Here is a 26532-nt window from a genome sequence, read left to right as displayed (position 1 = left end):
TAGAGGTAAGATTAAATTCATAATTTAATTGCCAACTTATAATAAATAGAGCTATGTGATAAATTTGTTTCTCTTCTATTATTGCATATAAAAACTTTAAATTTAGTAACTTAATGAATTTTTAATAATTAAATAATGTTATTGAATTAACAATGTACAGTTTATAATCTGCAATTTTTGAATATATTAATTTATTAATAATTAAGTTCCAACACAATTATTTATTAACTTAGGTACTATACCTCACGAGAACCCTTTTATGGCTACACTACTATTCTGCTAAAGCAAAAAACTAGCAATAAGATTATTGCTAGTTAAAAAGTTTATTTATTTGCTTTTTCTTCTATTAATTTAGCTAATGAATGTGCCATTTCATCTAATTCGCTTTGAACTTTTCCTTCAAGCATTACTCTTACTAAAGGTTCTGTTCCTGAAGGTCTTATTAATACTCTTCCACAACCTTGAAGTCTTGCTTCTATTTTAGCTATTTCATCCATTATTTCCTTATCTTCATTATGAATATTTTTCATATCATTTGGAACTTTAGCATTAACTAATATCTGTGGAAGTTCTGTCATAACTGAGGCAAGTTCACTTAAAGTTTTTCCACTTGCTTTAACTGTTGAAGCAAGTTGTAATCCTGACACTAATCCATCTCCTGTTGTATTATAATCTAGGAATATAACGTGTCCTGACTGTTCTCCACCTATACTATATCCGCTCTTTTTCATTTCTTCTAAAACATATCTATCTCCAACCTTAGTTTTGATAGTTTTTATATTTTCTTCTTTTAATGCTATATCTAATCCTAAATTACTCATAACAGTTACAACTACTGTATCCTTATTTAACTTTCCTTGCTGTTTTAAATGCTTTGCAGCAATTACCATCATAAAATCTCCGTTAACAAGGTTTCCCTTTTCATCAACTGCTAAACATCTATCAGCATCACCATCAAAGGCTAGTCCTAAATCACATTTGTTATCAACAACGAATTTCATTAATCCTTCAGGATGAGTTGAACCAGAGTTTAAATTTATATTACATCCATCTGGAGTATTGTTTATAGTTAAAACCTCTGCTCCTAATTTTTTAAGAGCTAATTCTGAAGTTTTGTATGAAGCACCATGTGCACAATCTATTGCTATTTTTAATCCTTTTAGATTTCCTTCAACTGTTGAAATTGCAAAATTAACATAATCTTCAATAGCTGTATCAACTATAGATTTTTTTCCTAAGTCTATACCTACAGGAACAGGTACTTCTTTAAAGCTATTTTCTATAGTAGATTGTATTTTATCTTCTAATTCATCACTTAATTTAAATCCTTCTTTATTAAAGAATTTTATACCATTATACTCAACAGGATTATGAGAAGCAGATATAACTACTCCTGCATCAGCATTATATTTCTTAATCAAATAAGCAACAGCTGGAGTTGGAACAACACCTAAACAAACAGCTTCTGCACCAACAGATAAAATTCCAGCAACTAATGCTGCTTCAAGCATATGTCCTGATATTCTAGTATCCATTCCAACCAATATTTTAGGCTTATGCGCTGTTTCAGTTAATACATAAGCTCCTGCTCGTCCTAAATTGTACGCAAGTTCTACCGTTAACTCACTATTAGCAATGCCTCTAACACCGTCAGTACCAAATATTCTACTCATATTTTTACCTCTTTTCTAATCCGTTTTTCTCTAATTTTGTATAAGACATCTTCACCAGTCATTTTATTTTAGATGTCTAACATCAAATTTTATATAAATATAGTTTCTTTCATAAATTATTAATGAATATACATTGTTATTATAATATAAAACCCTTACCTCTACAATATGAGAAGAAATTGGAAATTGCGACAATGATCTTAAGTAAAAAAAGCATGACTATACATCATGCTTTTAAATATATCTATAGCTATACCAGTTGAAACTTAATTTATATGTTAAAAAAGCTGGCATTTTGAGTATTCTAATGAAAACTTTTTCAGTTTACAATTTGAGACACTTCTCAGCAGAAATTGAGAAATTTAAAATTGATTCTTCTTTGAAGTTACGCAGTAACTTTTTATAAAAAACTAGTAATTTCATGCTAGCAAAAATTAATTTTAACCATAATTGTCAATTTTCCATTCTCAATTCTCCATTGATTAAGGTTTACACTATAGAAATCTTAATTATATTATGATCATCTGTTTCTACCTCTAAAATTTCACCTGTAATCTTCTCTTGTACTGCTACTGATACAAGTTTTGAAAGTTTTTTTAAGTCAATAGATTCTAATTGTTTTATTCCTAAATTTGGTATTGTACCAAAGGTTTTAATTACAGAAAGTACAAATTTTATAGGCAATTTAAGTTTAACAGGCTCTTTTCCACTTTGAAATACTATAATATTTATATTTTTTCCTTTATAAGGAGTATATAATCTTTCAATTAACATCTTGGCATTATCAACAGATATATTATTTTCCTTAAGTGAAATTAATATATTAGTTAATTCATCCCTCATTGATTTCCTCCTAAATTAGTACTACTTATAAAGTATATGATAATACAATTATAGTAATTCTAAAAAATAGGATTATTCTTAAGTTACACTAGCTTTAATTTTAACTCTTCTATGTAATTAGATAATTCTAGTTTTAACACAACTTTTACGGTTTCATCTAATATTACGTTGTCATTCTCAACAGTAGCTATACAGAAAGAAACTCCTAATTTTCTCATTAAAAATATTTTATAATTATTATTTTGAAACTCCATATAATTATTATTTATAATAGCTATTATAGATTTAGCTTCATCTAAGATTATCTCTCCCTTAGGTAAAATATTATCTAAAATATACATTGAGAGTATATGATGAAAATCGTATATTTCCTTTTCACCATATATTTTCCTATAGATTTCTAGAGTAGAGTTATCTATAATCTTTAGTTTTAAAAGTTCTTCTTTACTCTTCTTATCAATCTGAACCTTAGGTGAAAACATTTCTGCCAAATCATCCAGTTGCATATCTTCTTTAAAGGATAAAATTTTTTCTATTCTGTCTAATATTTTTTCCTTTGGAAAGTAGGTCTCCTGCCCTGTGAAACTAGATTTTTTTATAAACCATTCCTCAGGAATTAATTTTTTCCTTTTCCACCTATATAGTTGACCATAGGAAATATTAGTCACTTCTAGAAGTTCTTTTTTAGATATTAAATCCTCCAAGTTATCACCTCCCACTTTTCTTTGGTTTTAATTTTATATATGTCTTTCTTCACCAACTATCCCATCGCCTAATATTTTAAGTTCATTTTTGTATTCTACCAACTTTATGTTACAACCATCACCTATTATAACATTTTTTCCCCTAACAACTTCCGCTCTAGTATTCTCAAGATAAATTTCGTCTGCTTCAATAACTTTAGTAGTTAGTGTTCCAAAATTATTTCCAATAACTTTAGCTATTAATGATACTATATTATTTCTTGAAGGTCTTCTTAAAATTTCAATATTAGTAGCACCTATTTCTTCCACATTAGAATTTCCACTTAAATATATATTAACATTCTCAGCATTTAACATACCTCTTGATTTAAAGCTACCAGTCATTTGAAAATTATCTGTTTCTACATTCTTTTCAATATCAACTCCACCAGAAATTTTAACATCAGTTCCATAAATACTACCTAAAACCTTTGCTGAGCCAGAAATTGTAATCTCTTTTCCACTTAAATCTCCTTCAATTTTTCCGCTTCCACTTATCTTAAAATCTTCTGAATTAACATGTCCTAGCACTTTACCTGAACCACTAATTTTCCCTGATTTACATTTTAAATTTCCTTCTACTCCACCACTACCACTTATTCTAAATTCTGATGCATCTAAATTTCCAATTACTTTCCCACTACCACTTATTTTGAAATCATTACACTCCGTATCACCGTATATTTTTCCACTTCCGCTTATACTTACTTCATCGTATTTACCGCCTGAAGAACTTCCACTGCCTGTAATTTTTAGTTCTCTTAATTCATTTTTATTAAATGACATATACATTCCCTCTTTCTCAAATATAAATCTATCCTCTAACATAACTTTCTGAAGTGATTTACGTCTAAAATTTATCAAAATTATTATTTAAGCTGTAGCTATTTAATTATAAAAATTATATTTTTTATAACTAAAATATTCACTTTAAAATATTTACAAAAATATTATCTGCTTTTTATAAACTGATTGTAACATAACATTGTTTTATTGTGCAATATTATTTTAAAATTTCTTTAAACAGGATGTAAATTATCGTTTATTTTAATATAATATAATTACAACAAAATCATAACTTTTAAATTAATAGTTCACAATTCTGCACCTTTATTTGAAATAGTAAGAAAGTTAATACTTTATTTTTCTATATGATAGAAGTAATTTTTAACTAGTTTTAAACTACTAATCTACTATGATAATTATATTTAAGATGCCTAATTGTGGAATGTTCTTGCTTAAAGTTATTATTTTCGGTAATATATAATTTATTATTGGTTTAATCATAAAGGGGGATTATTGAAGAATGCATTCTTCTATTATTGGTATATTGCCTATAATTATAGTAATATCTTTAACACTAATTATTATTTTTATCTTTAAAAACACTATTAAGAAATACTATTTTATTTGTCCAGAATGTGGCTTTATCTTTGATTCTAAGACAAATAAATCATTTCTTACTTATAACAATTATAAAATTCAATGTCCAAACTGTAGCTATAAAGGCTATATTAAAGCACATGAAGATAAAGACGTTAAAAAGATATAAAACTTTATAAGATGTTTTATATTTTAATCAGAATTACTGGTAAAACCGGTAGTTCTGATTGATTTTTTTGGCAACCAATAGAATTGTTAGTTTTTTCATTTGAGGGAAACTTAATTAGTGAGAATTCTATAGAAATTAAGAATTAAGTATGAGGAATTATAGTTGAAATTAGTTTTGATTAAACTTATTTTTTAATTGTATAAAAAAGTCCCATTGTTTAAACAATGGGATCCTTTTATTATTTAGTGTATGAAGCTCCTATTTCTAGTGCTTTTTTATTAATTTCAAAGAATTTTTCTTTTCCATGTCCTCTTAAAGCTTCTAATAATTCATCCATAGAAACTATTTGAGTTTTAGCTACTAATGCTCCTAAAAGCACCATGTTAGCTATTTGACTGCTTCCTACTTTAGTAGCCTCATCTTGTGCTGGAATTTTTATAACTTCAATATCAGTTCTCTCAATATCTCTATCTACTAGGTTACTATCTATTATTAATAATCCACCTTTAACTAATGTTTTTTCAAACTTATCTAATGATGGTCTATTCATTACTACAACAGAAGTTGGTTTAGTAACTATAGGAGATCCAACTTGCTCATCAGTAACTATTACAGAACAGTTAGCTGTACCTCCCCTCATCTCTGGACCATAAGATGGTAGCCAAGAAACGTTTTTATTAGCGTCCATTCCTGCATAAGCTAAGAATTTACCCATTGAAAGAATACCTTGTCCTCCAAATCCAGCAAATATAATTTCTTGTGATGCCATAATTACTTCACCTCCACAGTTGCGTCTTTTTTAACTCCTAAAGTATAGAATGGCATCATATTGCTTCTTAACCATTCCATTGACTCCTTCGGAGATAGTCCCCAGTTAGTTGGGCATATTGATAATACTTCAACTAATGAGAATCCTTTTCCTGCTATAGCATTCTCAAAAGCCTTTTTTATAGCCTTTTTAGTTTTAAGTACATTTGGTACACTATCTACAGACACTCTTTCAACATAGCAAGCACCCTCTAAAGTAGCTATCATTTCTGAAACTCTTATAGGATGTCCTTGAGTTTTTACATCTCTTCCATACGGTGAAGTTTCTGTTACTTGTCCTGGTAATGTAGTTGGAGCCATTTGTCCTCCTGTCATACCATATATACAGTTATTAACGAATATAGTAACTATATTTTCTCCCCTTGTTGCAGCATGAACTATTTCTGCAGTTCCTATTGCAGCAAGATCTCCATCTCCTTGATATGTGAATACTACTGAATCTGGTTTTGATCTTTTTATTCCTGTTGCAACTGCTGGTGCTCTTCCATGTGCTGCTTCAAACATATCACATGCAAAATAATCATATGCTAAAACTGAACATCCAACTGGAGCAACTCCTATTGTTTTATCTAAAACATTTAATTCTTCTAAAACTTCTCCTACCAATCTATGGATAACTCCATGGGTACATCCTGGACAATAATGTGTAGGAACATCTAATAATGCTTTTGTTGGTTCAAATACTATAGCCATTACTTAGCACCTCCTACTATTTCTCTTACTTTATCTAAAATTTCATCTGGGTTTGGAACCATTCCACCACTTCTTCCGAAGAAGCTTACTGGCTTTCTTCCTTCAACTGCTAATCTTACATCTTCAACCATTTGTCCACAGCTAAGTTCAACTGATAAATATCCTTTTGTATTATTTATAGTTTTATCAAAAGCTTCTACTGGGAATGGCCATAAAGTTATTGGTCTTATTAAACCTAATTTAATACCTTCTTTTTCTGCCATTTTAACAACATTTTTGCAAATTCTTGAAGTTGTTCCATAAGCAACTAACACTAATTCATTTTCTCTATCGCAATTAAATAATTCATATTTAACTTCATTTTCTTTTATAGCTTTAAATTTAGCTTGTAATTTTTTATTATGATCTTCTAAACCTTCTGGTTTTAAGTAAAGAGAATTTATTACGTTATGAGTTTTTCTTCCTCTTAGTCCTTCAGCAGCCCAAATTTTGACTGGAAGTTCTCTAGCTTCTCTTTCTTTAAATTCAACAGGCTCCATCATTTGACCCATCATACCGTCTCCCATTATCATTACAGGAGTTCTGTATATTTCAGCAACATCAAAAGCATCTTGAATTATATCAACCATTTCTTGTATTGAAGCTGGAGCATATACTGGCATATTAAAGTCACCATGAGCTCCGCCTTTGGTTGCTTGGAAATAGTCCGATTGTGCTGGTTGAATACCACCGAGTCCTGGACCCCCTCTTACAATGTTAACGATTACGCAAGGAAGTTCGGCACCTGCTATATATGATATTCCTTCAGCCTTTAAGCTTATTCCTGGCGAACTTGAAGATGTCATACATCTTGTTCCTGTTCCTGCTGATCCATAAACCATGTTTATAGCTGCAATTTCACTCTCTGCCTGTAAAAATACTCTTCCTATTTGAGGCATTCTTCTTGAAAGATATGCTGAGATTTCTGTTTGTGGTGTTATAGGATATCCAAAGAAGCATTGACATCCAGCTTTAATAGCTGCTTCACCGATAGCTTCATTTCCCTTCATTAATACTTTTTCTGCCATGAATCTAACCTCCTCTTTACTTTTCAACTGTAATTACAAGATCTGGACACATTCTTCCGCATGACGCACATCCAATACATTCATCTTTTTTATCCTCAGTGATTGTAGCTGGATGATAACCCTTTAAGTTTAGTTTTTCAGAGAAGCTTATTATTTTCTTAGGACATGCTGCTATACAGTTACCACATCCCTTACATCTTTCTTCTCTAAAGATAACTTTTGCCATAACTTCTACCTCCTTATAATGCCAAACCCTATACTTCAATAATTTGGCATTTCAGATAACTATTTTTATGGTTGTCCACTCCATTTTAACGCTGTATGAATTCGCTGTCAATTTTCTTAATTGTTAAAATTCTAACTATTCATACTTTCGCCATGGTGGTAACATAAAAATGTCTATTGGGAATAATTTTCCACTGATCTCATCTTTTACTTCATCCACTAAATCTTTAGTGCAAACTGTAAATGCATGAGGTATGTTAAGATCTTTACTTAATTTTGAAACTTCCTTATCACCTTTAACTATATGTTCTTTAGTTGTTTCATAGGATAAGTTAGTATTTGATATTAAGTAAGATACCTTAAGTCTTGAAGCTCTTTGTATCATTTCTATATATTCTTTAGTATTTATATTATTTGATGTAAATGGTCTATTTCCATTTATAACAAAATACATATCATAAGGCTCTTCTTTAAAATATCGGTTATATTGACCTAAACCTATTGCCCCTGAGTCGTCTCCTCCTACATCAAATACAACATCATAGCTTTTATCATTAAATACAGAAAGTACTTCTGCTGGTACTACCATAAGCTCTGCATTTACGAAATCTGGATTAGAAGATATAACTCTTATATTATACTTTTCTAATTCGGTTCTTAAATCTCTAACACAGAAATACGGATTTACAATATCTAAATCAACTATTGCAACCTTTTTACCTTCTTTTGCTAGGTTTATGGCATAATTTATTGCTATTTCTGTTTTTCCACTTCCAAAATGTCCTGTAAAAACCCTAATTCTACTCATATTATCACCTTTTTATTTATATTCTTTAGCTTGTTCTTCTGCTTTTAAAACTCTTAATCCACCTTCAGCAAGTGCTAATAACTCATCTTCTCCTGGATAAATTACTACTTCAGATATAAATTCAACTCTTTCTTTAATGTAGTTTACCATTGATTTAGAATATGCAATTCCTCCTGTTAATATTATAGCATCAACTTTTCCTTTTAGAACTGCTGCACACTTACCTATTTCTTTTGCCACTTGATATCCCATTGCTTCGAATATTAATTTATATTTTTCATCTCCTGCTAAAGCTTTATCATCAACTTCTTTAGCATCGTTTGTATTTAGATATGCCACAAATCCACCTTGACCAGTAATTTTCTTTTTAATTTCTTCTTTGGTGTATTTGTCACTAAAGCACATACTTACTAAGTCTCCAACTGGTAATCCACCGCTTCTTTCTGGTGAAAATGGTCCTTCTCCATCTAATGCATTGTTAACATCAATAACTTTACCCTTTTCATGGGCTCCAACAGAAATTCCACCACCCATATGAGCTACTATTAAATTTAATTCATCATATTTAATATTTTTTTCTTTAGCATATCTCTTGGCAACAGCCTTTTGATTTAGTGCATGAAATATACTCTTTCTCTCTAATTCTGGCATACCAGAAATTCTAGCTATATCAGTCATTTCATCTACAACTACTGGATCAACTATGTAGGCTGGAATGTTTAATTCTTTAGCTATTTCATTAGCTATTATTCCACCTAAATTAGATGCATGCTGTCCTTGTATTCCTGCTCTTAAATCTTCTAACATAGCTTTATTTATGGCATATGTGCCACCTTCAATTGACTTAAGTAGTCCGCCTCTTCCAACAATTACGTCTAATGTATTAACATCAAAATTCTTTTGCTTTAATACATTTAATATAACTTCTTTTCTAAAATTGAATTGGTCATATATAGCTTGGAATCTTCCAATTTCTTCAGAGCTATGTCTTAGTGTTTCAACTAATATAGGATTTGTGTCTTCATACACACCAATCTTTGTTGAAGTTGAACCTGGATTGATAATAAGTAACTTAAATGCCATAAATTTATCCTCCTAAACTATCTACTTTCTGCAACTAGTGCAGCTAAAGCTATAGAATTCATCTTAGATTCTGGTGAATCTGCTCTAGATGTAACTATAACAGGGGCTGCTGCTCCAGCAAGTAATCCACCACTTTTAGATTCTGTTGTATATGTTAAGCATTTGTACATTGCATTACCAGCCTCTATGTTCGCCATAAGTAATATATCTGCTTTTCCAGCAACTGGACCAGATATTTTCTTATGATGAGCTGCTTCTTCTGATAATGCATTATCAAGTGCTAGTGGACCATCAATTATGCATCCTTTTATTTGACCTCTTTCATTCATTTTTGAAAGCATAGCAGCATCTAGTGTTGCTTGCATTGCTGGGTTCACAACTTCTACAGCACAAATTGGTGCTACCTTTGGAGTTTCAACTCCCACAGCTTTTGCAACCATAACAGCATTGTTAATTATATCCACTTTTTCTTTTAATTCTGGATACATATTAAAGGCTGCATCAGTTAAAAATATTAATCTATCATATCCTGGAATTTCAAATACTGCTATATGCGACATTTGCTTTCCAGTTCTCAGTCCCACTTCCTTGTTCAATACTGCTCTTAGAAATGTAGCCGTATCTATTAATCCCTTCATCATCATGTCAGCTTTACCACTTGATACTAATTTAACTGCTGTTAATGCAGCAGCATTTACATTTTTTTCGTCAATAATCTGAAAGTCATCCATGTTCATTTCTATTTTTTTACCAATAGCAATTATCTCTTCTTTGTCACCAACTAATATAGCATTTGCAATGCCATTTTTTTTAGCATCTCTTATAGCTTCTAACACTGGTTCATCTTGAGCCACTGCAACTGCAACAGTCTTTATAGCTTGAGATTTAACTTTACCAATAATTTCATCAAATGACTTTATCATTTTTTATCCTCCCTATGCATTAGTTATAGCCTTTTAAGCTAATGATAATCTATAAGACATCTGAAAGAAAATAATAGAGTAAAGATGTTAGTTTATTTTATATCAGACAAGACCTTAGGTTCCATTCATAGTAATCAATAGATTGGTTCCAACAACACAGTATGATGCAAAATAGGCTAACATACTGACTTATTATTTTTACAAGATGCCTAATTCAAAATGAAGAATTAAAGATTTACTTCTTGCTCATAAATTTTTGCAATTTCCTCTCTTTTGAGTACTCTTAAAGCACCTTGAGCTAAAGCTAACATTTCATCTTCACCAGGAACCAATTCTATTGGTGCAATAAAACCTACATATTCAGAAATCCAGTTCATTAGCCTCTTATTATGAGCTAACCCCCCTGTTATTATTATCGCATCCATTTTACCTTTTAGTGCTATTGACATAGCTCCAATTTCTTTTGCAATTTGATAAGCCATAGCCTTAAAAATAAGCTCTGCTTTTTTGTCTCCATCGTCAATAAGCTTGTCTATAACTCTTCCATCATTAGTTCCAAGATAAGCTATTAACCCACCTTGTCCCATTACTTTTTTACTTAGCTCTTTTTCTGTATATTTTCCACTAAAAGCAAGTTCAACTAAATCACCTACTGGAAGTGTTCCTGTTCTATCTGGAGAAAATGGTCCTTCATGACTTGCATTATTGCAATCAATTAACTTTCCATCTTTAAATGGTGATATAGATATTCCTCCGCCAAGATGTGCTACTACAAAAGAGCTATTAAAAAAATCTAATTTCTTATCCTTACAAACTTTTCTAACTACTGCCTTCATATTTAGTGCATGAAGTAGAGACCTCCTTGGCAATTCAGGCATTCCTGATATTCTTGCTACATCTTCAATCTCATCCACTGCAACTGGATCAACAATATAGGAAGGTATACCTACTTTTTTAGCTATTTCATAGGCAATAATCCCACCTAAATTTGCAGCATGTTGTCCTTGTATTCCTATTTTTAAATCTTCAAGCATTCTTTCTGTGACTTCATAAGTTCCACCTGGCATGGATCTTAAAAGCCCACCTCTTCCTACTACAAGAGCTAATTCATTTAATTCTATGCCTTTTTCTTTAAGCCATTCTAGAATCATTTTAACTCTCATATCTTTTTGTTCATATATAGTATCAAATTTTTTAATTTCTTCTATATCATGAGTTAAATTTGTTGATACTATAGAATTTTCATCATTAAAAATTGCTAACTTTGTAGATGTAGATCCTGGATTAATTACTAACATATAACTTTTCCTTGCCATAATATCCCCCTCTATATCGAAATCTCGACATACTTTTACAATTTTTATAAATCCCCACTTATATTTTATCAAATTTATAATGTAAATATCAACTTAAAATGACTAACAATTCGGCACATTGTATTTTTTCATTATTGTTTCTGCAATTTTCAGTCCATCTACAGCAGCAGATATAATTCCTCCGGCATATCCTGCACCTTCACCAGCAGGGTATAATCCTTCTGTTGAGATACTTGTATTGCTTTCATTTCTATTTATTCTAACTGGCGCAGATGTTCTAGTTTCAATACCTGTAAGTACTGCATCGCCACTACCAAATCCTGCTATTCTCTTGTCAAATGCTGGCAGTGCTTCTTTTAAAGCCTTTATGACATAATTAGGTAAGCAATCCTTCATTTCACTAAATTCAAAACCTGGTGTATAGCTTGGTTTAACCTTACCTAATTTTGTTGATTTTCTATCCTGTAAGAAGTCTTCTACTAATTGCAGTGGCGCATTATAACTTGCTCCTGCTACCTTGTAAGCTAAAGCTTCATAATGCCTTTGGAATTCTATACCTACTATTGGAGAGGTATTTCCAAAGTCCTCTGGGTTAACGGACACTACTATAGCAGAATTAGCATTATCACTATCTCTTTTATAATTGCTCATTCCATTAACCACTACTGTATTCTCCTCCGAAGCAGCAGCAACTACTTGACCACCAGGACACATACAAAAACTATAGACAGATCGATTTAAATTTTTGCTACTATAAGTCAACTTATATTCTGCAGCTTTTAACCTAGGATGGTCTTTATACTTTCCATATTGATTTTCATTTATTAAACTTTGAAGATGTTCTATTCTAGCTCCTATAGCAAAAGGTTTTGGTGTCATAAATACCCCTCTTTTAAAAAGCATTTCATAGGTATCTCTTGCACTATGGCCTATAGCTAATATTAATGCTTCACAAGGTATTTTTTGTCCATTTACAATTACCTCTTCTACCTTATTATTCTTTATGATTAAATCTTCCAGTTTAGAATTAAATAATACATCTCCACCTAATTTAATAATAGTTTCTCTTATATTCTTAACCACTGACTTTAATATATCTGTTCCTATATGCGGTTTTGCCATATATAGTATTTCTTCTGGTGCTCCTGCCTTAACTAATTCTTCTAAAACATAATCACATCTATCATCTTTAATCCTTGTTGTTAATTTTCCATCGGAAAAAGTACCTGCTCCACCTTCTCCAAATTGGACATTGGACTCTGTATTTAATTTTCCTTTAATCCAAAAATTATTCACAGACTCACTTCTGCTATCTACATCTTGCCCCCGTTCAACTATTATAGGTTTATATCCCTTTTGAGCCATAAGAAGACCAGCAAAAAGTCCTGCTGGTCCCATACCTACTATAATTGGCCTACTATGCAATTTTTCATTTCCAAATTCAATTTCTGCATTATATTTTTTCTTTTCTATTTTAACATCGCTACTATTAGCCTTTAATACAATTTTCTCCATATTGTCACAGGTGATTTCAACGCAGTAATTAAATTTGATAGAATTCTTCTTACGTGCATCTATAGATTCTTTAGAAATTCTAAAATCTTTTATTTGATTTTCTTTTATTCTTAATTTTTTAGCTGCTTTTGTTTTTAATAGATTAATATCCTCTTCTATATCTAGGATTAGGTTATTCACTCGAATCCACATTATCGTTACTTACCTCCGTAGTTTTCTTAATGTTCACTTTTACAGTTTGTATATTTTGTGATACTTTTGTTAAGTTCTCTGGAATACCAGAGATAACTATTGGAACATCATGATCTCCTTCATTTAAATTTTTTAAATCTAAAGTTGCAATAATAGCTTCTGGAGTCACCTTATTTAAGTCTTCCTCATAACCAGATAACACTAATTCTAAAGTATCTTTATCTAGAGTTACCGTTGATTTTTCTGGAACATTAAGCTGTTTTATGCCTATATTAAAGCTTTTCTCTGATTTTTTCTTCAAATTTAAAGTGAACTTAACTTTTACCGTAATATTTGATATTTTAACACCCTCAGGTACTTCCAGATTTACATCTAGAGTGGTATCAGCATTTATAGTGCTTAAATCTATAGGCTCTGTTGATAAACTGGCTATATTATTTACCGCGTCGCTAACACCTGTTATCTCAACATTTTTTGGATTGACATCCATAGTTTCAATTGTTACTCCATTTGGTGCTTCCCCAGTAGTGTTAATTCGTATTGGCACAGATTTACCTTTTTTTATTGATATTCTTATTGTTGCAGTAGAAGCTGATAATGTAACATTATTTACTGCTTTTCCTTCGCCATCAATTGGTATTAATTCAACAACTTTTTCTATATCTCTATCCATATTAGTAACATCTACTTTTCCTAATACGCCTTGTACCATATCTACATACTTAGATGGTCCATTTACTTTTACAACTGATGGAGAAATAACTGGTTCCTCTCTATATGCTCCTGGAGTTAAATCTCCTTGTATATCAGGTATAACTGCTACCTCTTTTTCCTTTAAAGTATCAATTTGTACATCTATCCATAAATTTTCACTCACTATGCTTACAGTACTCGGACTTTCATTTATCTCTATAGGTATAGTATTTTTTCCTGCTTTTAGAGCATATTTACTTAAATCTACTACAATTTTAAAATCTTTATTTTTATCTATATGGTAAACAGCTGATGCTGGTCCTTTTACATTTAAATTAACTTTAAAACTTTGGTCAGGTAGCAACACTAAATTATTTTGAGCTAAAGCTTCTGTATTTAAAACTTGTACTGGTATATTTTTTATTGAATGACTTGTAATAGGATTTTCTGTACCTCTTATATAAAACCATAATGCAAATGAGGCTATGATACAACAAATTTTAATTAAGATATCTTGTCTTTTCTCTTTATCCATACTCTAACCCTCTCTTTAAATGTTACTTCCGTTTTATGTCTACTCTTCATTATCTTAACAAGAATACTCTTTAACTTATCTTTATCATAGTGTCTTAGCAATCGTCCGTTTACAGCTAAAGATACAACACCTGTTTCTTCAGAAACTATAATTGTAAGTGCATCTGTTATCTCAGTAACACCTATAGCTGCTCTATGCCTTGTACCTAACTGCTTATTCAATTTGTCATTATTAGTAAGTGGAAGGAAACATCCTGCTGATACAATTCTATCATTTCTAATGATTGTAGCTCCATCATGTAGAGGAGTATTTACAACAAATATATTTTGAAGTAGTGCAGAAGAAACCACTGCATCTATTTGAGTACCAGTATTTATAATATCTCCAAGTCCTGTCTTTTGTTCAATTACAATTAGTGCCCCTGTTTTTTCTTTAGCCAACTCTTCTACAGCATCAACAATTTCGTTAACAACATTATTCATAATTTCTTCATCTTCATAAATTATCTTATCCATAAAAGAAGTTCTTCCTATGTGCTCTAATGCTTTTCTCACTTCAGGTTGAAAAATAATAACAACGGAAATTAATCCAATTGTGATTGTATTGCTTAAAATATAATTAAGCATTGTTAAATTGAAAAACTCGCTTATAGGGATTAATAAAAATATAAGTAATACACCTTTTAAGAGTTGTACAGCTCTTGTTTCTTTTATAAGTGTGTATCCTTTATAAAATATTACAGAAACTGCCAAAATATCTATAAGTGAAAATATATCAAATCCTTTTAAGCTATTTATTATAAAATTTAAACCCTCCATTGCTGCCTCACCTCTTACTATAATTCCTAATTATAATTATACACTAATAATTTTATTTATAATACATTGTAAGTTTATTTTTATTTAGTAAAATAATGAATTTATAATTTATGAATATTTTCCCTCACTCCTTAATATAACAATATAAAAAAGTAATAGCTCTATTCTCAAGTGATTATAGTTATAGTAAATAAAAAAAAGTATTTTTTACTCTTAGAATAATGACCTATGTTGTAAGTATAAGCATATTTAAAAATAATAATTCTAATGTTTACAAACTATGTACTCTATAACTTTGTAATCTAATTTTTTATGCAATATAAAATATCGTAAAAATTTTTAACTAATTATTTTCAGATGTCTAAATTCAAAACATACTTTTAGAAATTAATAAACTTTTAAAATTAGGAGGATGATTTCATGAATATAGAAATCAAGGATAAAAAGCAAGTATTTTTAAACTATTTGATGATTGTTGTTGCAGCCATATCATTATTCTGCTTTAGCTATAATTTTTTTAAAGGAAGAATTATAGATTCACAAGTAAATTATATTGATAGTACTTTAAAAGAAATCAATACGATAAATAATAGATGTAATGATTTTATAGTAAAGGATAGTATCAATGTAAATAAATCTTTAAAAATAATTCCTGAAATGATTAATGAATTAAATAAAATAAAGGATGATATCAATATTCAGGAATATGATCCTGAAAAATTAGATAGCTTAAGAAATGGAGTGGAAAATAATATACTTATGTATATACAAATGGAGGCTATGTTAAAAAATCCAGCGGGAAATGATATAGAGAAAGCAGCTAAAAATTTAAAAACTTATTATACTATTTCTTCAAATTATTATTCTATCTTTAGTGAAAATGCTATATCTATATTAAAGTCAAGTTTTTTTGCCATTGATAATATTACTAATTATTGCTTATCAGCTTTTAATTCCACTAGAGAAAAAGAAGTTAACGATGATCAAAATACACTATTTATAAACGCTATGGATAACATTAGTAGTTATTATGATAATTTAAAAGTAGATTTTTCGCCTCTATCCTTAAAGGCTAGAAATAATATTGTAACTTATGAATTAGCTATTTCTGATATTGATAATCAAATTACTTCTCTAAAAACTTTAAAAGACAGCTTAAAAGATATTTCAGTACCTAATAATGGATTAAAATCTTATGAAGAATTAGATGCCTCTATGGAGGAATATTATAATTATCTTCAAAATTTTAAGTACTCATTATCTATGGAAAAAGTCCATGCTAAAAATGAAAAAACTGATAGCGATTTTTACGAATCTCTATATATAACACCAAAAAAACATCTAAGTAGTGCAGAAACTCACTATAGCAAATTTAAAAGCTTTTATAAAAAACTTAAAAGTGTACCTACTTTAATCTAAATATAGAGTTTTACAATCAAAATTTAATTCATACATGATTTTAATTTCCATAACCAAAATTCTTATTTATGAATGCAAATTAAGGATGAAAGATGAAAAATTATGGTTAAAACTCCTGAGGTAAAGCCTTTGGAGTTTTTTAGAATAAATTTTATTTTAAGAAATTCACTTAAGGTGAATTTCTTCCTCAATTCTTCATTCTTAACTATTAATTCTTAATTTTAAAGGCATTAAGCTATTTTTTTTAAAAATTTATCACCGAAATTATCTCTTAAATTTTCCTATGAACTATATATACTTTCACTTTTTTTATAAAATCTATGCATGATTTTTAACATTAAGGTAAAAATACCATATAAAGAGGTGATGAGTTTAATGAAAAATAATTTAGTAATTGGATTGGTTTTACTAACATTAATTATATTGCCTTCAAAAAATGTAAGCTCATTAGAACAAGATACTATGATAAAATTTGATGTTAAATCTATAGAAGTGTTTAAAAGTACAACAAATTCTTTGTATGAACTCTAGCTTAAAAAGGTAGTAATATTATCTACCTTTATTTTCTTATATATTTTTACAAATTCTGAATTCTATTTTACAATTGACGTCTAAAAAGAATTTTATTTACGTATAAAATAAGCGTGACCCTAAGTCACGCTCTTTTTATACATGTTTTTCAACTATAGCTCTTAATTCCTCTTTTTGTTTAAATCCAACTGATGTTTCCACAACAGCACCATTTTTAAATATTTTAATTGTTGGTATACTCATTACTCTATGCTCTCTAGCTAATGCAGAATTATCTTCAACATTAACTTTAGCAAATATTGCTTCTGGCATTTCTTGAGATAGTTCTTCAATAACAGGTCTTAACATTTCACATGGTCCACACCAAGAAGCCCAAAAATCAACAACAACTGGTTTATCTGCATTAGCTAATTCTAATTTAAAATTATCTTCTCTTAATTCTAACATTAAAATACTCCTCCAATTCAAATTAATATTTTATATTAATAACTATGTTATTATTATCTTCTAATTATAAACTATAAATTCTTTTATTTTAGGTATCTGAAAGAAAATAATAAACTAAAGATGTTAGTATATTTTATATCAGACAAGGCGTCAGGTTCCGCTCATAGTGGCGCTATGGAAGGGTTCTGACAACGCAGTATGATGGAAAATAGGCTAACATACTGGTCTATTATTTTTTTGAAGATGCCTTAATGATTTTTAGAATTTATATTAAGTTTAAATTACTATAAATTTTAATACAAATTTATATATTTATCAATAGTAATTTGCAATTAATAATAATTATTATTGATAATCCTATAAAATTTTATAAAATTATCAATTAATTATTTTATATGCCTGAATCTATTTTAAAATGTTTTCTATTTTAGAATTATTAAATTGAGAATAAGGGAATTTATTTATTATTTCATTGGCATACTTTTTAGATTGTTCAATATTGGTATGTTCGTTTAAAACTGCTAAATTATAAACTACATTTTCTATATAATCTCCATCTTTAAATTTATTAGCATAAATTTCATAATACTTTATAGAAGTAGTTATATTACTTTCTTTTTCATAACTTAATGCTAACATATATATTATATGCTCATATAAATAATTTCCTTCGCTAAATTCATATATTTTTTCTAATTCTCTTATAGAATTTTTATAATCACCCTTATTTCTAAATTCTTCTGCTTTATCATAATAAACTTTTATAGCTTCTTTATTTATGAAGTTAGAAGCTTTTATATACATTTGTTTTTCATTATTATTAAGCACACTATTTTTATAATCTTTTAGAATTTTTATTATATCATCATATTTACTATTGTCTATATGTACTTTTAGTTCTTCAAAAGGAAATTTATTCTCCTCTTTTTTATTTTCTTCTACTTTATTTTTTTCTTCCTCTTTTTCTTCTTTTACATTTAATTCTTGTTTCTGCTCATTATTTTGCTTATTATTATCTTCTACTATTAAGTTATTTTTATTATAGCTTACTTTAATAAAAGTATATATAGATAAAGAAATTAATAAAATTAAAGCAATAGATGATCCTACTAAAATTTTATTAGAATATTTTTTCTTATATTTAATTACACCTAAATCATTCATTAATTTCATAGTTTCTGTTGCTATTTTATTATTTTTATCTGTTTTTAATACTTCATTAATATGTTTCTCCGCATTATTATATTGACCCAATTTTATATAACATTGAGCTAAATAATTATTTAAATTTATAAAATTAAAATGAGATTTTTCACAGTTCTTAAAAAGTTCTAGTGATTCTTTTATTTTCAACTGTGTAAAGGCAGCTTTTCCTTCATTAAATAGTTTAAGATTTTCTTTATCTCTATTGCTATCCTCTAAATACTTTCTAGCTACATCATCATTATTTAATCTATAATTAATTTTCCATTGATTCCTTGCCTCTTCTAAATCACCTTTTAAATAGTGCAAAAGTCCTTTTAAATTTAATGCTGCTGAATTTCCCCTTCCTAACTCTAAACTTTTTTCACAATAAATTAATGCTTTTTCAAAATTCCCTTCATAGTAATAGTTCATTGCTTTCATATAATTTTTCTTAGATTTTTCCATGATTTCACCGCACTTCTTACCTAGTTATAAGTCAATTATACCATAATTTTACTAACTACATTTAATTTTAAAATTACCCTGTATAAGTAAAATAATTATTGTAAATTAAAATTTAATAAAACATATCTTTTTTGTATAATTAATCTTTATAACTATATCATCGTGATAAAAAATAAAGAGTTAAGATACTTTATAATGAATGAAAATGAAAAATTATATTTAAAACTCCACTATCAATAGCTTTAGGGCTTTTAGAATAAATTTCACCTTTGATTTCTATAGGTAAACTATTCTAAAAATTAATATATAGCTAAACTTTAATTAATTGAGAATGGACAATTTACAATTTAAGAATAAAATAATAAAAAAAGGAAGCTAAAATATTAACTTCCATAAATTATTTATTCTATTGTTATTAAATCTCCTGGAGTATACTTCTCTATTATTTTCTCTTTATCTTCATATTTATTTAATGTGTCATCAATATAATGTATTGACTTTATTTTTAAATTATTTCCTTCAGAGCTGATTGATATTAATCTTTCTCTAGGATTTTGAGCTTCATACATTGAAATATAGCTGTTATTTTTTACATTTAATAAAATAGCTTTATCTCCTGTTTCTAATCTCCCGTATCCTAAACCAGTAATAACAATTAAATTTTCATTATCATACCATTGTATATATAACGGACTTTGCTGTGCAGTTTCATTAGCTAATTTAAATTCATACATCTTACTATTAACTAGATCTTTTACAAATATAGTTCCTACGCCTTCTTCTTTACCATATGTGCCTCTTCCTTCAATAGCTGCTTCAAATTTACCATCAACTGTTGTTTTCCATGGTGTAGAAAATTCTAACTTTTTATTTAAATCTACTTCGTTCATATTAAATAAAGATATATTTTCTAATACTTTAAAAGACTTATCCTTTGATTCCTTATTCCCTATATTAGAATCTTCTGTTATAGAATTATCTTGAAAAGAAGAATATTCTTCCGCAGCACTCTTAGTCATAATCTCTGGCTTTTTAGAGTTTCCTTTGAAAACCATAGGTATCATAAAAATTCCTATTAGTAATACTGCTGCAGCACCTATATATTTTTTGCTGTGTTTTTTAAAACTATAATGAAGTTTATTATTTATAGTATTCTTATATTTATTTTTATCTATAGAATTCATAATTGTTTCTTTTGAGCTTTTAAACTCAATTCCATCAATACTGAAAACATCTGTAAAAGCGTCTTCTAAGGCTAGTTCTTCTTCGTATAAACTTCTACAGCTTTCGCAGTTTGAAATGTGATCTTCCATTTCTCTATCATCATCTTCTGATAAAGTACCATGAATATACTCTAATATTTTGTTTTTAAATAAATCACAATTCATCATTTATACTTCACCTCTTTTTCACTAACATAAGTTTTGTAGTTTTCTCTTATTCTATAGTACCTCCGCTTTACTGTTGACTCTGTCATTTTTAGTAGTTCTGATATATCACTAAAAGTGAGTTTTTCAGAATATCTTAAAATTAGTATTTGTTTATCATCTTCATTTAAGCTATCAATATATTCTTTTATATCTTCTTTTGTTTCTTTATATTCTGCTATTTGTTCTGGTGACATCTCTTTTGATGATAAATCATAAGCTTCATCTATATTAGTTTCATAAGTTTTATTATATTTTCTTATATAATCTATAGTTTTATTTCTTGCAATTTGAAGTATCCAATTTGAGAATTTAAACTTTTTATCATACATGTAAAGTTTGTTATATATAGTAATAAAGACTTCTTGGGTTATATCCTCTGATGCTTCCTTTTGTTTTAACATATTATAAACAAATTTTAGCACCATAAGTTCATACTTACTAACAATTGTATTGAAGCTATCCACATCCCCCTTCAACACATTGTTGACTAAGTTAATATCTTCAAAGGCATCAACTCTTGCCATCATTTTACCTCGCTTTATATAATTAATACGAACTTACTTCTATTAAAGTTAGGCATCTGAAAGAAAATAATAGATCAAAGATGTTAATATATTTTAGGCATATGAAATAAAATAGCTAGTTAAAGATGCGAAATATATTTTGCATCAGACAAGGAGACAGATTTTCATGATAGTGTAGCTATCATGAAGTTCTGACGACGCAGTATGATACAAAATAGATGAGCATACTGACTAGTTATTTTTTTGAATATGCCTCATATCAGACAAGGCGTCAGGTTCTGCTCATGGTGTGCTATGGGTAGGTTCTGACAACGTAGTATGATGGAAAATAGGATAACATACTGGTCTATTATTTTTTTGAAGATGCCTCACCGTTTTTTTAAAACTTCTTTTAAAGTACAATTGCCTATTGTCACTCTTCAATACTCAATTCTTTAAAATATTCTTCTGTTAAATAAAAAAACACTGTGATTGCTAGTAGATCAGCACATCCCCCTGGACTTATTCTAAGACTTATAAATTCTTTTTCCATAGATAAAATTCTTTCTCTTCCCTTTAGTGTTCTCATACCACCTAGTTCTATTATTTCTTTAGCTTGTCTATTTACATTCTTTAGCATTTCTAAAGAATGTCTATGAAGTATATTAGAATCATCTACTCTTCCCATTAAAGCTATTAATGTATGAATTAGCCTATCATTAAAACTTAATTCATAGGTTTCCTTGAATATTTTTAATCCATAATCAAAAACCAAAGGCAATCCCTTTTCAACTTGTCCTCTTATTCCTTCAATCCCATACTCAATATAAAGTTTTTCTCCATAGGTTAGCTTTTTGCTTTTATCTATATTTTTTAATTCCTTTTCAACTATTCCGCCAGTCATTTCCTTTATTATATTTCTTATGTCATTAAAAGTTTTCTTATCATGTATTGCTTTTGTAGTAGCAGCAACAGCTATTCCTAAAAGAAAAATCATTCCTTTATGAGTATTAATTCCTTTAGTTTTTTCAAACATTGAGTTTTCAGCTTTTATTCCGACTTCTCTTATGCTTTGAAAAATTTCTTTAGCTGTATTTTTCGAGTATCCTTTTTCTGCAAATAAAATCATATACTTTATAAGTTCAGAGGTACTTTGTATAAAAGTATAATAATCCATATCATTGTGAGCTCCACTAGATATAGGTGATACAAGTCCTGGAGAAGGAAAGCAGCTTATTTCGTAAAGCATAGACTCTACTGCAAAACTGCTTATTTTAAAAGATATATTATTTATACTATAAGTTTTACACATCATTGTTCTCCATATAATCTCTAACACTTATTCTTATGTGATCTTTTATTTCTTCTATATGGTGATTCTTATTTCTAACGCATACATGTGCATCTTCATCACATATGAAACATTTTCTTCTATAATAACCTAAGTGTTCTCTACTTAAACTATTCTTTTCTTCATCATAAACATCAATATCTAAAAATCTACCTAGTGAATGAGAATGCTCTATTTCTACAGTAGTTTTTTTAATTTCTATCGCATCCCCTTCCACTACCAAAATGATTACATATCCTTCAGCAGTGGTCATTTTAGTTTTAAACATTGTTTTATCCTCTAGCTTTTCTATAAGTACTTTATCCGCTATTTCCATAAGGCTTTCTGTAATTTCATTAACTTTATTAAGTCCTGGATAGTTACTTCTAGCACAAACTACAGGAGCGTTATATTCATTTATAAGTTTTTCAATAAATGAAACTCTTTCCTCTCTTGCTTCTAATAATTCTTCTACTTTTAACATTTCTTCTTTATTCATAATTTAATGAGGAGAATTAGACAATTTAATTTTCTCCCTTATTTCAACTCCTTCTTTCGCATTTAAAAAATCGTAGGTTACCTTTGGAACAATTTCTTTAATTTTATCCATATTTTCTTCCTTAATTAATTCTCTAACTGCTGAGGCACTTATAGAGATGTCTTCATAGTCTTTACGTGGAATTTCTATAACTTCTACATTAAATTGTGGCAGTATTTCTTTTAAGCTTTTATTATATTGATTTGTAACTTCACAATAAGGTTCTTCACCTAAAAATCTTTTATTTATGTTAAATTTATTACAAAAGTATTTTCCAAAAATTTTTCCATCTAGTGATGTATAAGCACTCAGTATATCATCTTTTTTCCTTAAAAAATAAGACGGAAAAGTGGCAGAAGATATAATATATTCTCCCCCAGGTAAAACTTTAACATTCTTTAAATGTTCAGTTCCACTCTTTACTAAGTTATATCTTACCTCAAAAGGAAATAATGACTTATTCTCCTCTACTATAAATACTAAAACTTCTTCACTAACTTTAGATGCCTCTTCAATTAAATACAAATGACCTAAAGTAAAAGGATTACAATTCATAACTAATGAACTTCTTTCTTTTTTCTCCTCTAAATTATACTTCTTAGATATTTTATGTAAATAAGACTCTATATTATATATTCCATTTTCAAGTAGTGCTACTTTTTCTACTCTTTCTATAAGTTTATATCCTAATCCTAAAAAAATTTCTATATTCTCTGGTTTGGTAAATATAAAACTATGATACATGTTTTCGTCAAACAATTTATCATTAAGTGTATTTAAAAGGATAGCAGAAACACCTTCTCCTCTTAATTCCTCTGATACTGCAAAACACTTAAAAACACTTTTTGCTTTAGAACAAGTAGCTTTAATTTCACCATTTTGTCTAATAACTACAGTATAATCTACATCTTTATCTAAATCTAAATTAAACTCTTTTAAAAAATTTTTAACTTCCAAAACATCTCTATCTTTATTTAAATTTATTTTTTCTAAGTCTAAGTTATACATAATCTACCTCACTTTGTTAGTTTTTAGACATTTAATTTTAAAATATTATTTATTTTACAAAGATAGCTAAAAGCTATTTTTGTAAATATCCTTTTAAAAAACTATAATTTATTATACCTTATTTAATGAAAATATTGTAATTTTCATAAATTGTTGATGCATAAAAATTTATTTTGCAATATAAGAAAATAGGACTTTAGAGGATTACAATTATAATCTCTAAAGCCATATTATAGCATCTATATACATATATATATGTACCACTTTTAAACTTAATCTATCGCTGAGAAATCTAAAATTGATACTGTAGTAGCGAACAGTGTTCGCCATAATCACTAGCAATTTTATATTGCTAGTCAAAAATATGTTTAAAGAAATTATTTTGTCTAAAAATAATTTCATCCTTAATTGTGCATTGTGAACTGTGAATTGTGCATTGATTTAGGTAGTATCTTATTTTATTTCAGGCACCTTATAAAATTTACAATTTTCTCTTAAACATTCACTATTTATTTTACTGTAATTACAGTATGTATTTTTATTTTTTTCTAATTCTATATTTAAATTTTCTTTAATAAAATCAATAGATGTTTCAATAGCTAAAAATGAGTCCCTTTTACAGCATCTTGGGCCACCAAAGGAACTTATAGCCTCTAAGCTTTTTGATGTCATAAGATTACATAGTCCCCATTTTTCCTTTGATAAAGGTGTTGCTCCTAAAATTAAACTCATAAAAATACCAGTTCCTACAGCTGCACCACAACATCCATAAAATCCGCAAAATCCACCTAAAACATTTTTAGATCTTTTTTCACACTCTTGAAGTAATTTTGACAGTTTTTCTCTTTCAGAAGTTTTATTTAAATAAGCTGTTAGTAATACTGATGGAACTAAGAAATGATGCTCTGGGCCATGCATTTTTACAGATGGATGTTTCATTAAATCCATTGCAATTTCTACAGGATTAACACTTGTGCTTGATATACAATAATTCTTAATTACTTCAAAGGCATCTAAACTATGACAGTCATCGCAAACATAATGCCCATGTTTACAACTAGCATTAGAGTGAATCTTTTTCTTACAATAATAGCATTCCATTTCCTTACTTTCATTTAAATATGTCAATTCTTCTCCACAAATCATACAATTAAATTTTTTACCCATAACACTTACCCCCTTACTAATTATTTTATCATAGTTAAGGGACGGTTCATTATTTTTATTAATATTTAAGATACTTATTCAAAGGATTCCTTTAATTATGCAAATTATAATGAACCGTCCCCTTTTTCCTTTAGTGGTATAAATATAAATTTTCATATATAATACTTGTATAGAAAAATAGACAAAACATATGATAATAAGATACACAAAGGAGGCATTGTATGAAAAAAATTAAAGTACTCCTATATTTTTTATTAGGACTAAGTCTTTCGCTATTCATACTAACTACTTCTATTCATATAAAAAGCTTTGATATGAATTACTATATGAATTCTTTTAAAGAAAATAATATTGAGGCTGTTACAAATATGGATGAAGAAAATCTTCGTCATGTAGCTAAAGATTTAATTAAATATTTAAAAGATGATAGAGCAAAATTGGATACTACAGCAGTAATAAAAGGTGAACTAAGGCCGGTTTATGGAGAACGTGAAATTTTACATATGATAGATGTAAAAGCCCTTTTTAAACTTAGTCAATGGATAAAAATGGTATCTGCCATTGTAGCAATTGTAACTTTATTAATTTTATTTAGAATGAAAGCTTTAAATCCATTTTATCTTGGTAAAACACTGATGATTACTGTGGGTATAAATTTATCTTTACTATTAATTTTGGTAATTTTAATACAAAGTGATTTTACCCAGTACTTTACTTATTTCCATGAAATATTTTTTACCAATGATTTATGGCTATTGGATCCAGAAACAGAGGTTTTAATTCAAATGCTACCAGAAATTTTCTTCATTAAAGCTGCCATTGGTATTGGAGTATACTATGGTACAGCACTATTGTTAATGATGGTAATAGGTTTTCTTTTATATAAAAGAAAAAGAGGAAGATATAGCATATAATTGACATTAAATAAGACTAATCAGTAGTTGATTAGGCTTATTTAATTATAAAAATTAATTTTTATAATTAATTTTTATAAAATTCAGA

At 28.4% G+C, this 26532-nt stretch carries 27 protein-coding genes; 4 read left to right on the top strand and 23 right to left on the bottom strand.

Going from position 1 to position 26532, the window contains the following annotated elements; translation table 11 throughout:
* Positions 1-323: 323 nt before the first annotated feature.
* The 4 genes from glmM to B3603_RS04310 all read right to left on the bottom strand — a co-directional run bounded on the left by glmM (position 324) and on the right by B3603_RS04310 (position 4045).
* Positions 324-1673 carry a phosphoglucosamine mutase gene (gene glmM / locus B3603_RS04325; protein WP_291561151.1) on the bottom strand — a complete coding sequence of 450 codons (1350 nt, stop codon included), beginning with the start codon at positions 1671-1673 and terminating at the stop codon, positions 324-326.
* A 489-nt stretch (positions 1674-2162) separates the two neighbouring features.
* Positions 2163-2516 carry a hypothetical protein gene (locus B3603_RS04320; RefSeq protein WP_291561149.1) on the bottom strand — a complete coding sequence of 118 codons (354 nt, stop codon included), beginning with the start codon at positions 2514-2516 and terminating at the stop codon, positions 2163-2165.
* Positions 2517-2599: 83 nt separating this feature from the next.
* Positions 2600-3220: a YhbD family protein gene (locus B3603_RS04315; RefSeq protein ID WP_291561147.1), complete on the bottom strand. Its 621-nt coding sequence runs from the start codon at positions 3218-3220 to the stop codon at positions 2600-2602.
* Positions 3221-3253: 33 nt separating this feature from the next.
* Positions 3254-4045 (bottom strand): polymer-forming cytoskeletal protein, encoded by a 792-nt coding sequence (locus B3603_RS04310; protein ID WP_291561144.1) that lies wholly within the window; start codon positions 4043-4045, stop codon positions 3254-3256.
* A 520-nt stretch (positions 4046-4565) separates the two neighbouring features.
* Here B3603_RS04310 and B3603_RS04305 point away from each other — a divergent pair.
* Positions 4566-4811 carry a hypothetical protein gene (locus tag B3603_RS04305; RefSeq protein WP_291561142.1) on the top strand — a complete coding sequence of 82 codons (246 nt, stop codon included), beginning with the start codon at positions 4566-4568 and terminating at the stop codon, positions 4809-4811.
* A 238-nt stretch (positions 4812-5049) separates the two neighbouring features.
* Here B3603_RS04305 and B3603_RS04300 read toward each other — a convergent pair whose 3' ends face one another.
* The 11 genes from B3603_RS04300 to cdaA form a co-directional block, all read right to left on the bottom strand.
* A complete protein-coding gene (locus B3603_RS04300) occupies positions 5050-5580 on the bottom strand; it encodes a 2-oxoacid:acceptor oxidoreductase family protein (RefSeq protein WP_291561139.1) in 531 nt (176 codons plus the stop codon).
* 2 nt (positions 5581-5582) lie between these two features.
* A complete protein-coding gene (locus B3603_RS04295; RefSeq protein ID WP_291561138.1) occupies positions 5583-6332 on the bottom strand; it encodes a thiamine pyrophosphate-dependent enzyme in 750 nt (249 codons plus the stop codon).
* Positions 6332-7399, bottom strand: coding sequence for a 3-methyl-2-oxobutanoate dehydrogenase subunit VorB (locus B3603_RS04290; protein WP_291561136.1), 1068 nt, complete (start codon positions 7397-7399; stop codon positions 6332-6334). The genes B3603_RS04295 and B3603_RS04290 overlap by 1 nt, the downstream gene beginning before the upstream one ends.
* 16 nt (positions 7400-7415) lie before the next feature.
* On the bottom strand, positions 7416-7625 hold the full coding sequence (locus B3603_RS04285; RefSeq protein WP_039635976.1) for a 4Fe-4S dicluster domain-containing protein: 210 nt from the start codon (positions 7623-7625) through the stop codon (positions 7416-7418).
* Between the two features lie 135 nt (positions 7626-7760).
* A complete protein-coding gene (locus B3603_RS04280; protein WP_291561131.1) occupies positions 7761-8432 on the bottom strand; it encodes an ATP-binding protein in 672 nt (223 codons plus the stop codon).
* 12 nt (positions 8433-8444) lie between these two features.
* Positions 8445-9515 carry a butyrate kinase gene (gene buk / locus B3603_RS04275; protein WP_291561129.1) on the bottom strand — a complete coding sequence of 357 codons (1071 nt, stop codon included), beginning with the start codon at positions 9513-9515 and terminating at the stop codon, positions 8445-8447.
* Positions 9516-9532: 17 nt separating this feature from the next.
* Positions 9533-10438 (bottom strand): phosphate butyryltransferase, encoded by a 906-nt coding sequence (gene ptb, locus B3603_RS04270; protein ID WP_291561127.1) that lies wholly within the window; start codon positions 10436-10438, stop codon positions 9533-9535.
* 227 nt (positions 10439-10665) lie between these two features.
* Entirely contained in the window at positions 10666-11754 is a 1089-nt protein-coding gene (gene buk, locus B3603_RS04265) for a butyrate kinase (protein ID WP_291561124.1), read from the bottom strand.
* A gap of 102 nt (positions 11755-11856) precedes the next feature.
* Positions 11857-13461 carry an NAD(P)/FAD-dependent oxidoreductase gene (locus tag B3603_RS04260; RefSeq protein WP_291561122.1) on the bottom strand — a complete coding sequence of 535 codons (1605 nt, stop codon included), beginning with the start codon at positions 13459-13461 and terminating at the stop codon, positions 11857-11859.
* On the bottom strand, positions 13442-14689 hold the full coding sequence (locus B3603_RS04255) for a CdaR family protein (protein ID WP_291561119.1): 1248 nt from the start codon (positions 14687-14689) through the stop codon (positions 13442-13444). Before B3603_RS04255 ends, B3603_RS04260 begins: the two co-directional genes overlap by 20 nt.
* Positions 14659-15507: a diadenylate cyclase CdaA gene (gene cdaA, locus B3603_RS04250; protein ID WP_039635963.1), complete on the bottom strand. Its 849-nt coding sequence runs from the start codon at positions 15505-15507 to the stop codon at positions 14659-14661. The genes B3603_RS04255 and cdaA overlap by 31 nt, the downstream gene beginning before the upstream one ends.
* Before the next feature lie 420 nt (positions 15508-15927).
* Here cdaA and B3603_RS04245 point away from each other — a divergent pair, with 420 nt between their 5' ends.
* A complete protein-coding gene (locus B3603_RS04245; protein WP_291561115.1) occupies positions 15928-16926 on the top strand; it encodes a hypothetical protein in 999 nt (332 codons plus the stop codon).
* Positions 16927-17301: 375 nt separating this feature from the next.
* On the top strand, positions 17302-17457 hold the full coding sequence (locus tag B3603_RS04240; protein ID WP_291561112.1) for a hypothetical protein: 156 nt from the start codon (positions 17302-17304) through the stop codon (positions 17455-17457).
* Between the two features lie 135 nt (positions 17458-17592).
* Here B3603_RS04240 and trxA read toward each other — a convergent pair whose 3' ends face one another.
* The 8 genes from trxA to B3603_RS04200 form a co-directional block, all read right to left on the bottom strand.
* Positions 17593-17904 carry a thioredoxin gene (gene trxA / locus B3603_RS04235; protein ID WP_291561110.1) on the bottom strand — a complete coding sequence of 104 codons (312 nt, stop codon included), beginning with the start codon at positions 17902-17904 and terminating at the stop codon, positions 17593-17595.
* Between the two features lie 405 nt (positions 17905-18309).
* Positions 18310-19554 (bottom strand): tetratricopeptide repeat protein, encoded by a 1245-nt coding sequence (locus B3603_RS04230; protein WP_291561107.1) that lies wholly within the window; start codon positions 19552-19554, stop codon positions 18310-18312.
* Between the two features lie 401 nt (positions 19555-19955).
* The gene (locus tag B3603_RS04225) at positions 19956-20945 is read right to left on the bottom strand and encodes a DUF4652 domain-containing protein (RefSeq protein ID WP_291561105.1); all 990 of its coding nucleotides are present in this window, start codon (positions 20943-20945) and stop codon (positions 19956-19958) included.
* A complete protein-coding gene (locus tag B3603_RS04220; protein ID WP_291561104.1) occupies positions 20942-21508 on the bottom strand; it encodes an RNA polymerase sigma factor in 567 nt (188 codons plus the stop codon). Before B3603_RS04220 ends, B3603_RS04225 begins: the two co-directional genes overlap by 4 nt.
* A gap of 412 nt (positions 21509-21920) precedes the next feature.
* Positions 21921-22799 carry a triphosphoribosyl-dephospho-CoA synthase CitG gene (gene citG, locus B3603_RS04215; protein ID WP_291561101.1) on the bottom strand — a complete coding sequence of 293 codons (879 nt, stop codon included), beginning with the start codon at positions 22797-22799 and terminating at the stop codon, positions 21921-21923.
* Positions 22792-23316: a citrate lyase holo-[acyl-carrier protein] synthase gene (gene citX, locus B3603_RS04210; protein ID WP_291561099.1), complete on the bottom strand. Its 525-nt coding sequence runs from the start codon at positions 23314-23316 to the stop codon at positions 22792-22794. Before citX ends, citG begins: the two co-directional genes overlap by 8 nt.
* 3 nt (positions 23317-23319) lie before the next feature.
* The gene (gene citC / locus B3603_RS04205; RefSeq protein WP_291561097.1) at positions 23320-24363 is read right to left on the bottom strand and encodes a [citrate (pro-3S)-lyase] ligase; all 1044 of its coding nucleotides are present in this window, start codon (positions 24361-24363) and stop codon (positions 23320-23322) included.
* Between the two features lie 453 nt (positions 24364-24816).
* Positions 24817-25530, bottom strand: a complete 714-nt coding sequence (locus tag B3603_RS04200) for a DUF5714 domain-containing protein (RefSeq protein WP_291561095.1) — start codon at positions 25528-25530, stop codon at positions 24817-24819.
* A gap of 221 nt (positions 25531-25751) precedes the next feature.
* On the opposite strand from B3603_RS04200, the gene B3603_RS04195 reads away from it, so the two are divergent.
* Positions 25752-26444, top strand: coding sequence for a TIGR01906 family membrane protein (locus B3603_RS04195; protein ID WP_291561093.1), 693 nt, complete (start codon positions 25752-25754; stop codon positions 26442-26444).
* Positions 26445-26532: the final 88 nt, after the last annotated feature.

The sequence above is a fragment of the Clostridium sp. UBA2485 genome (genome assembly GCF_002341865.1).
In the GTDB taxonomy this organism is placed as follows: domain Bacteria; phylum Bacillota; class Clostridia; order Clostridiales; family Clostridiaceae; genus Clostridium_J.
The sequence above is the reverse complement of the archived record's forward strand: the minus strand, read 5'-3'. Positions and strand labels throughout refer to the sequence as shown.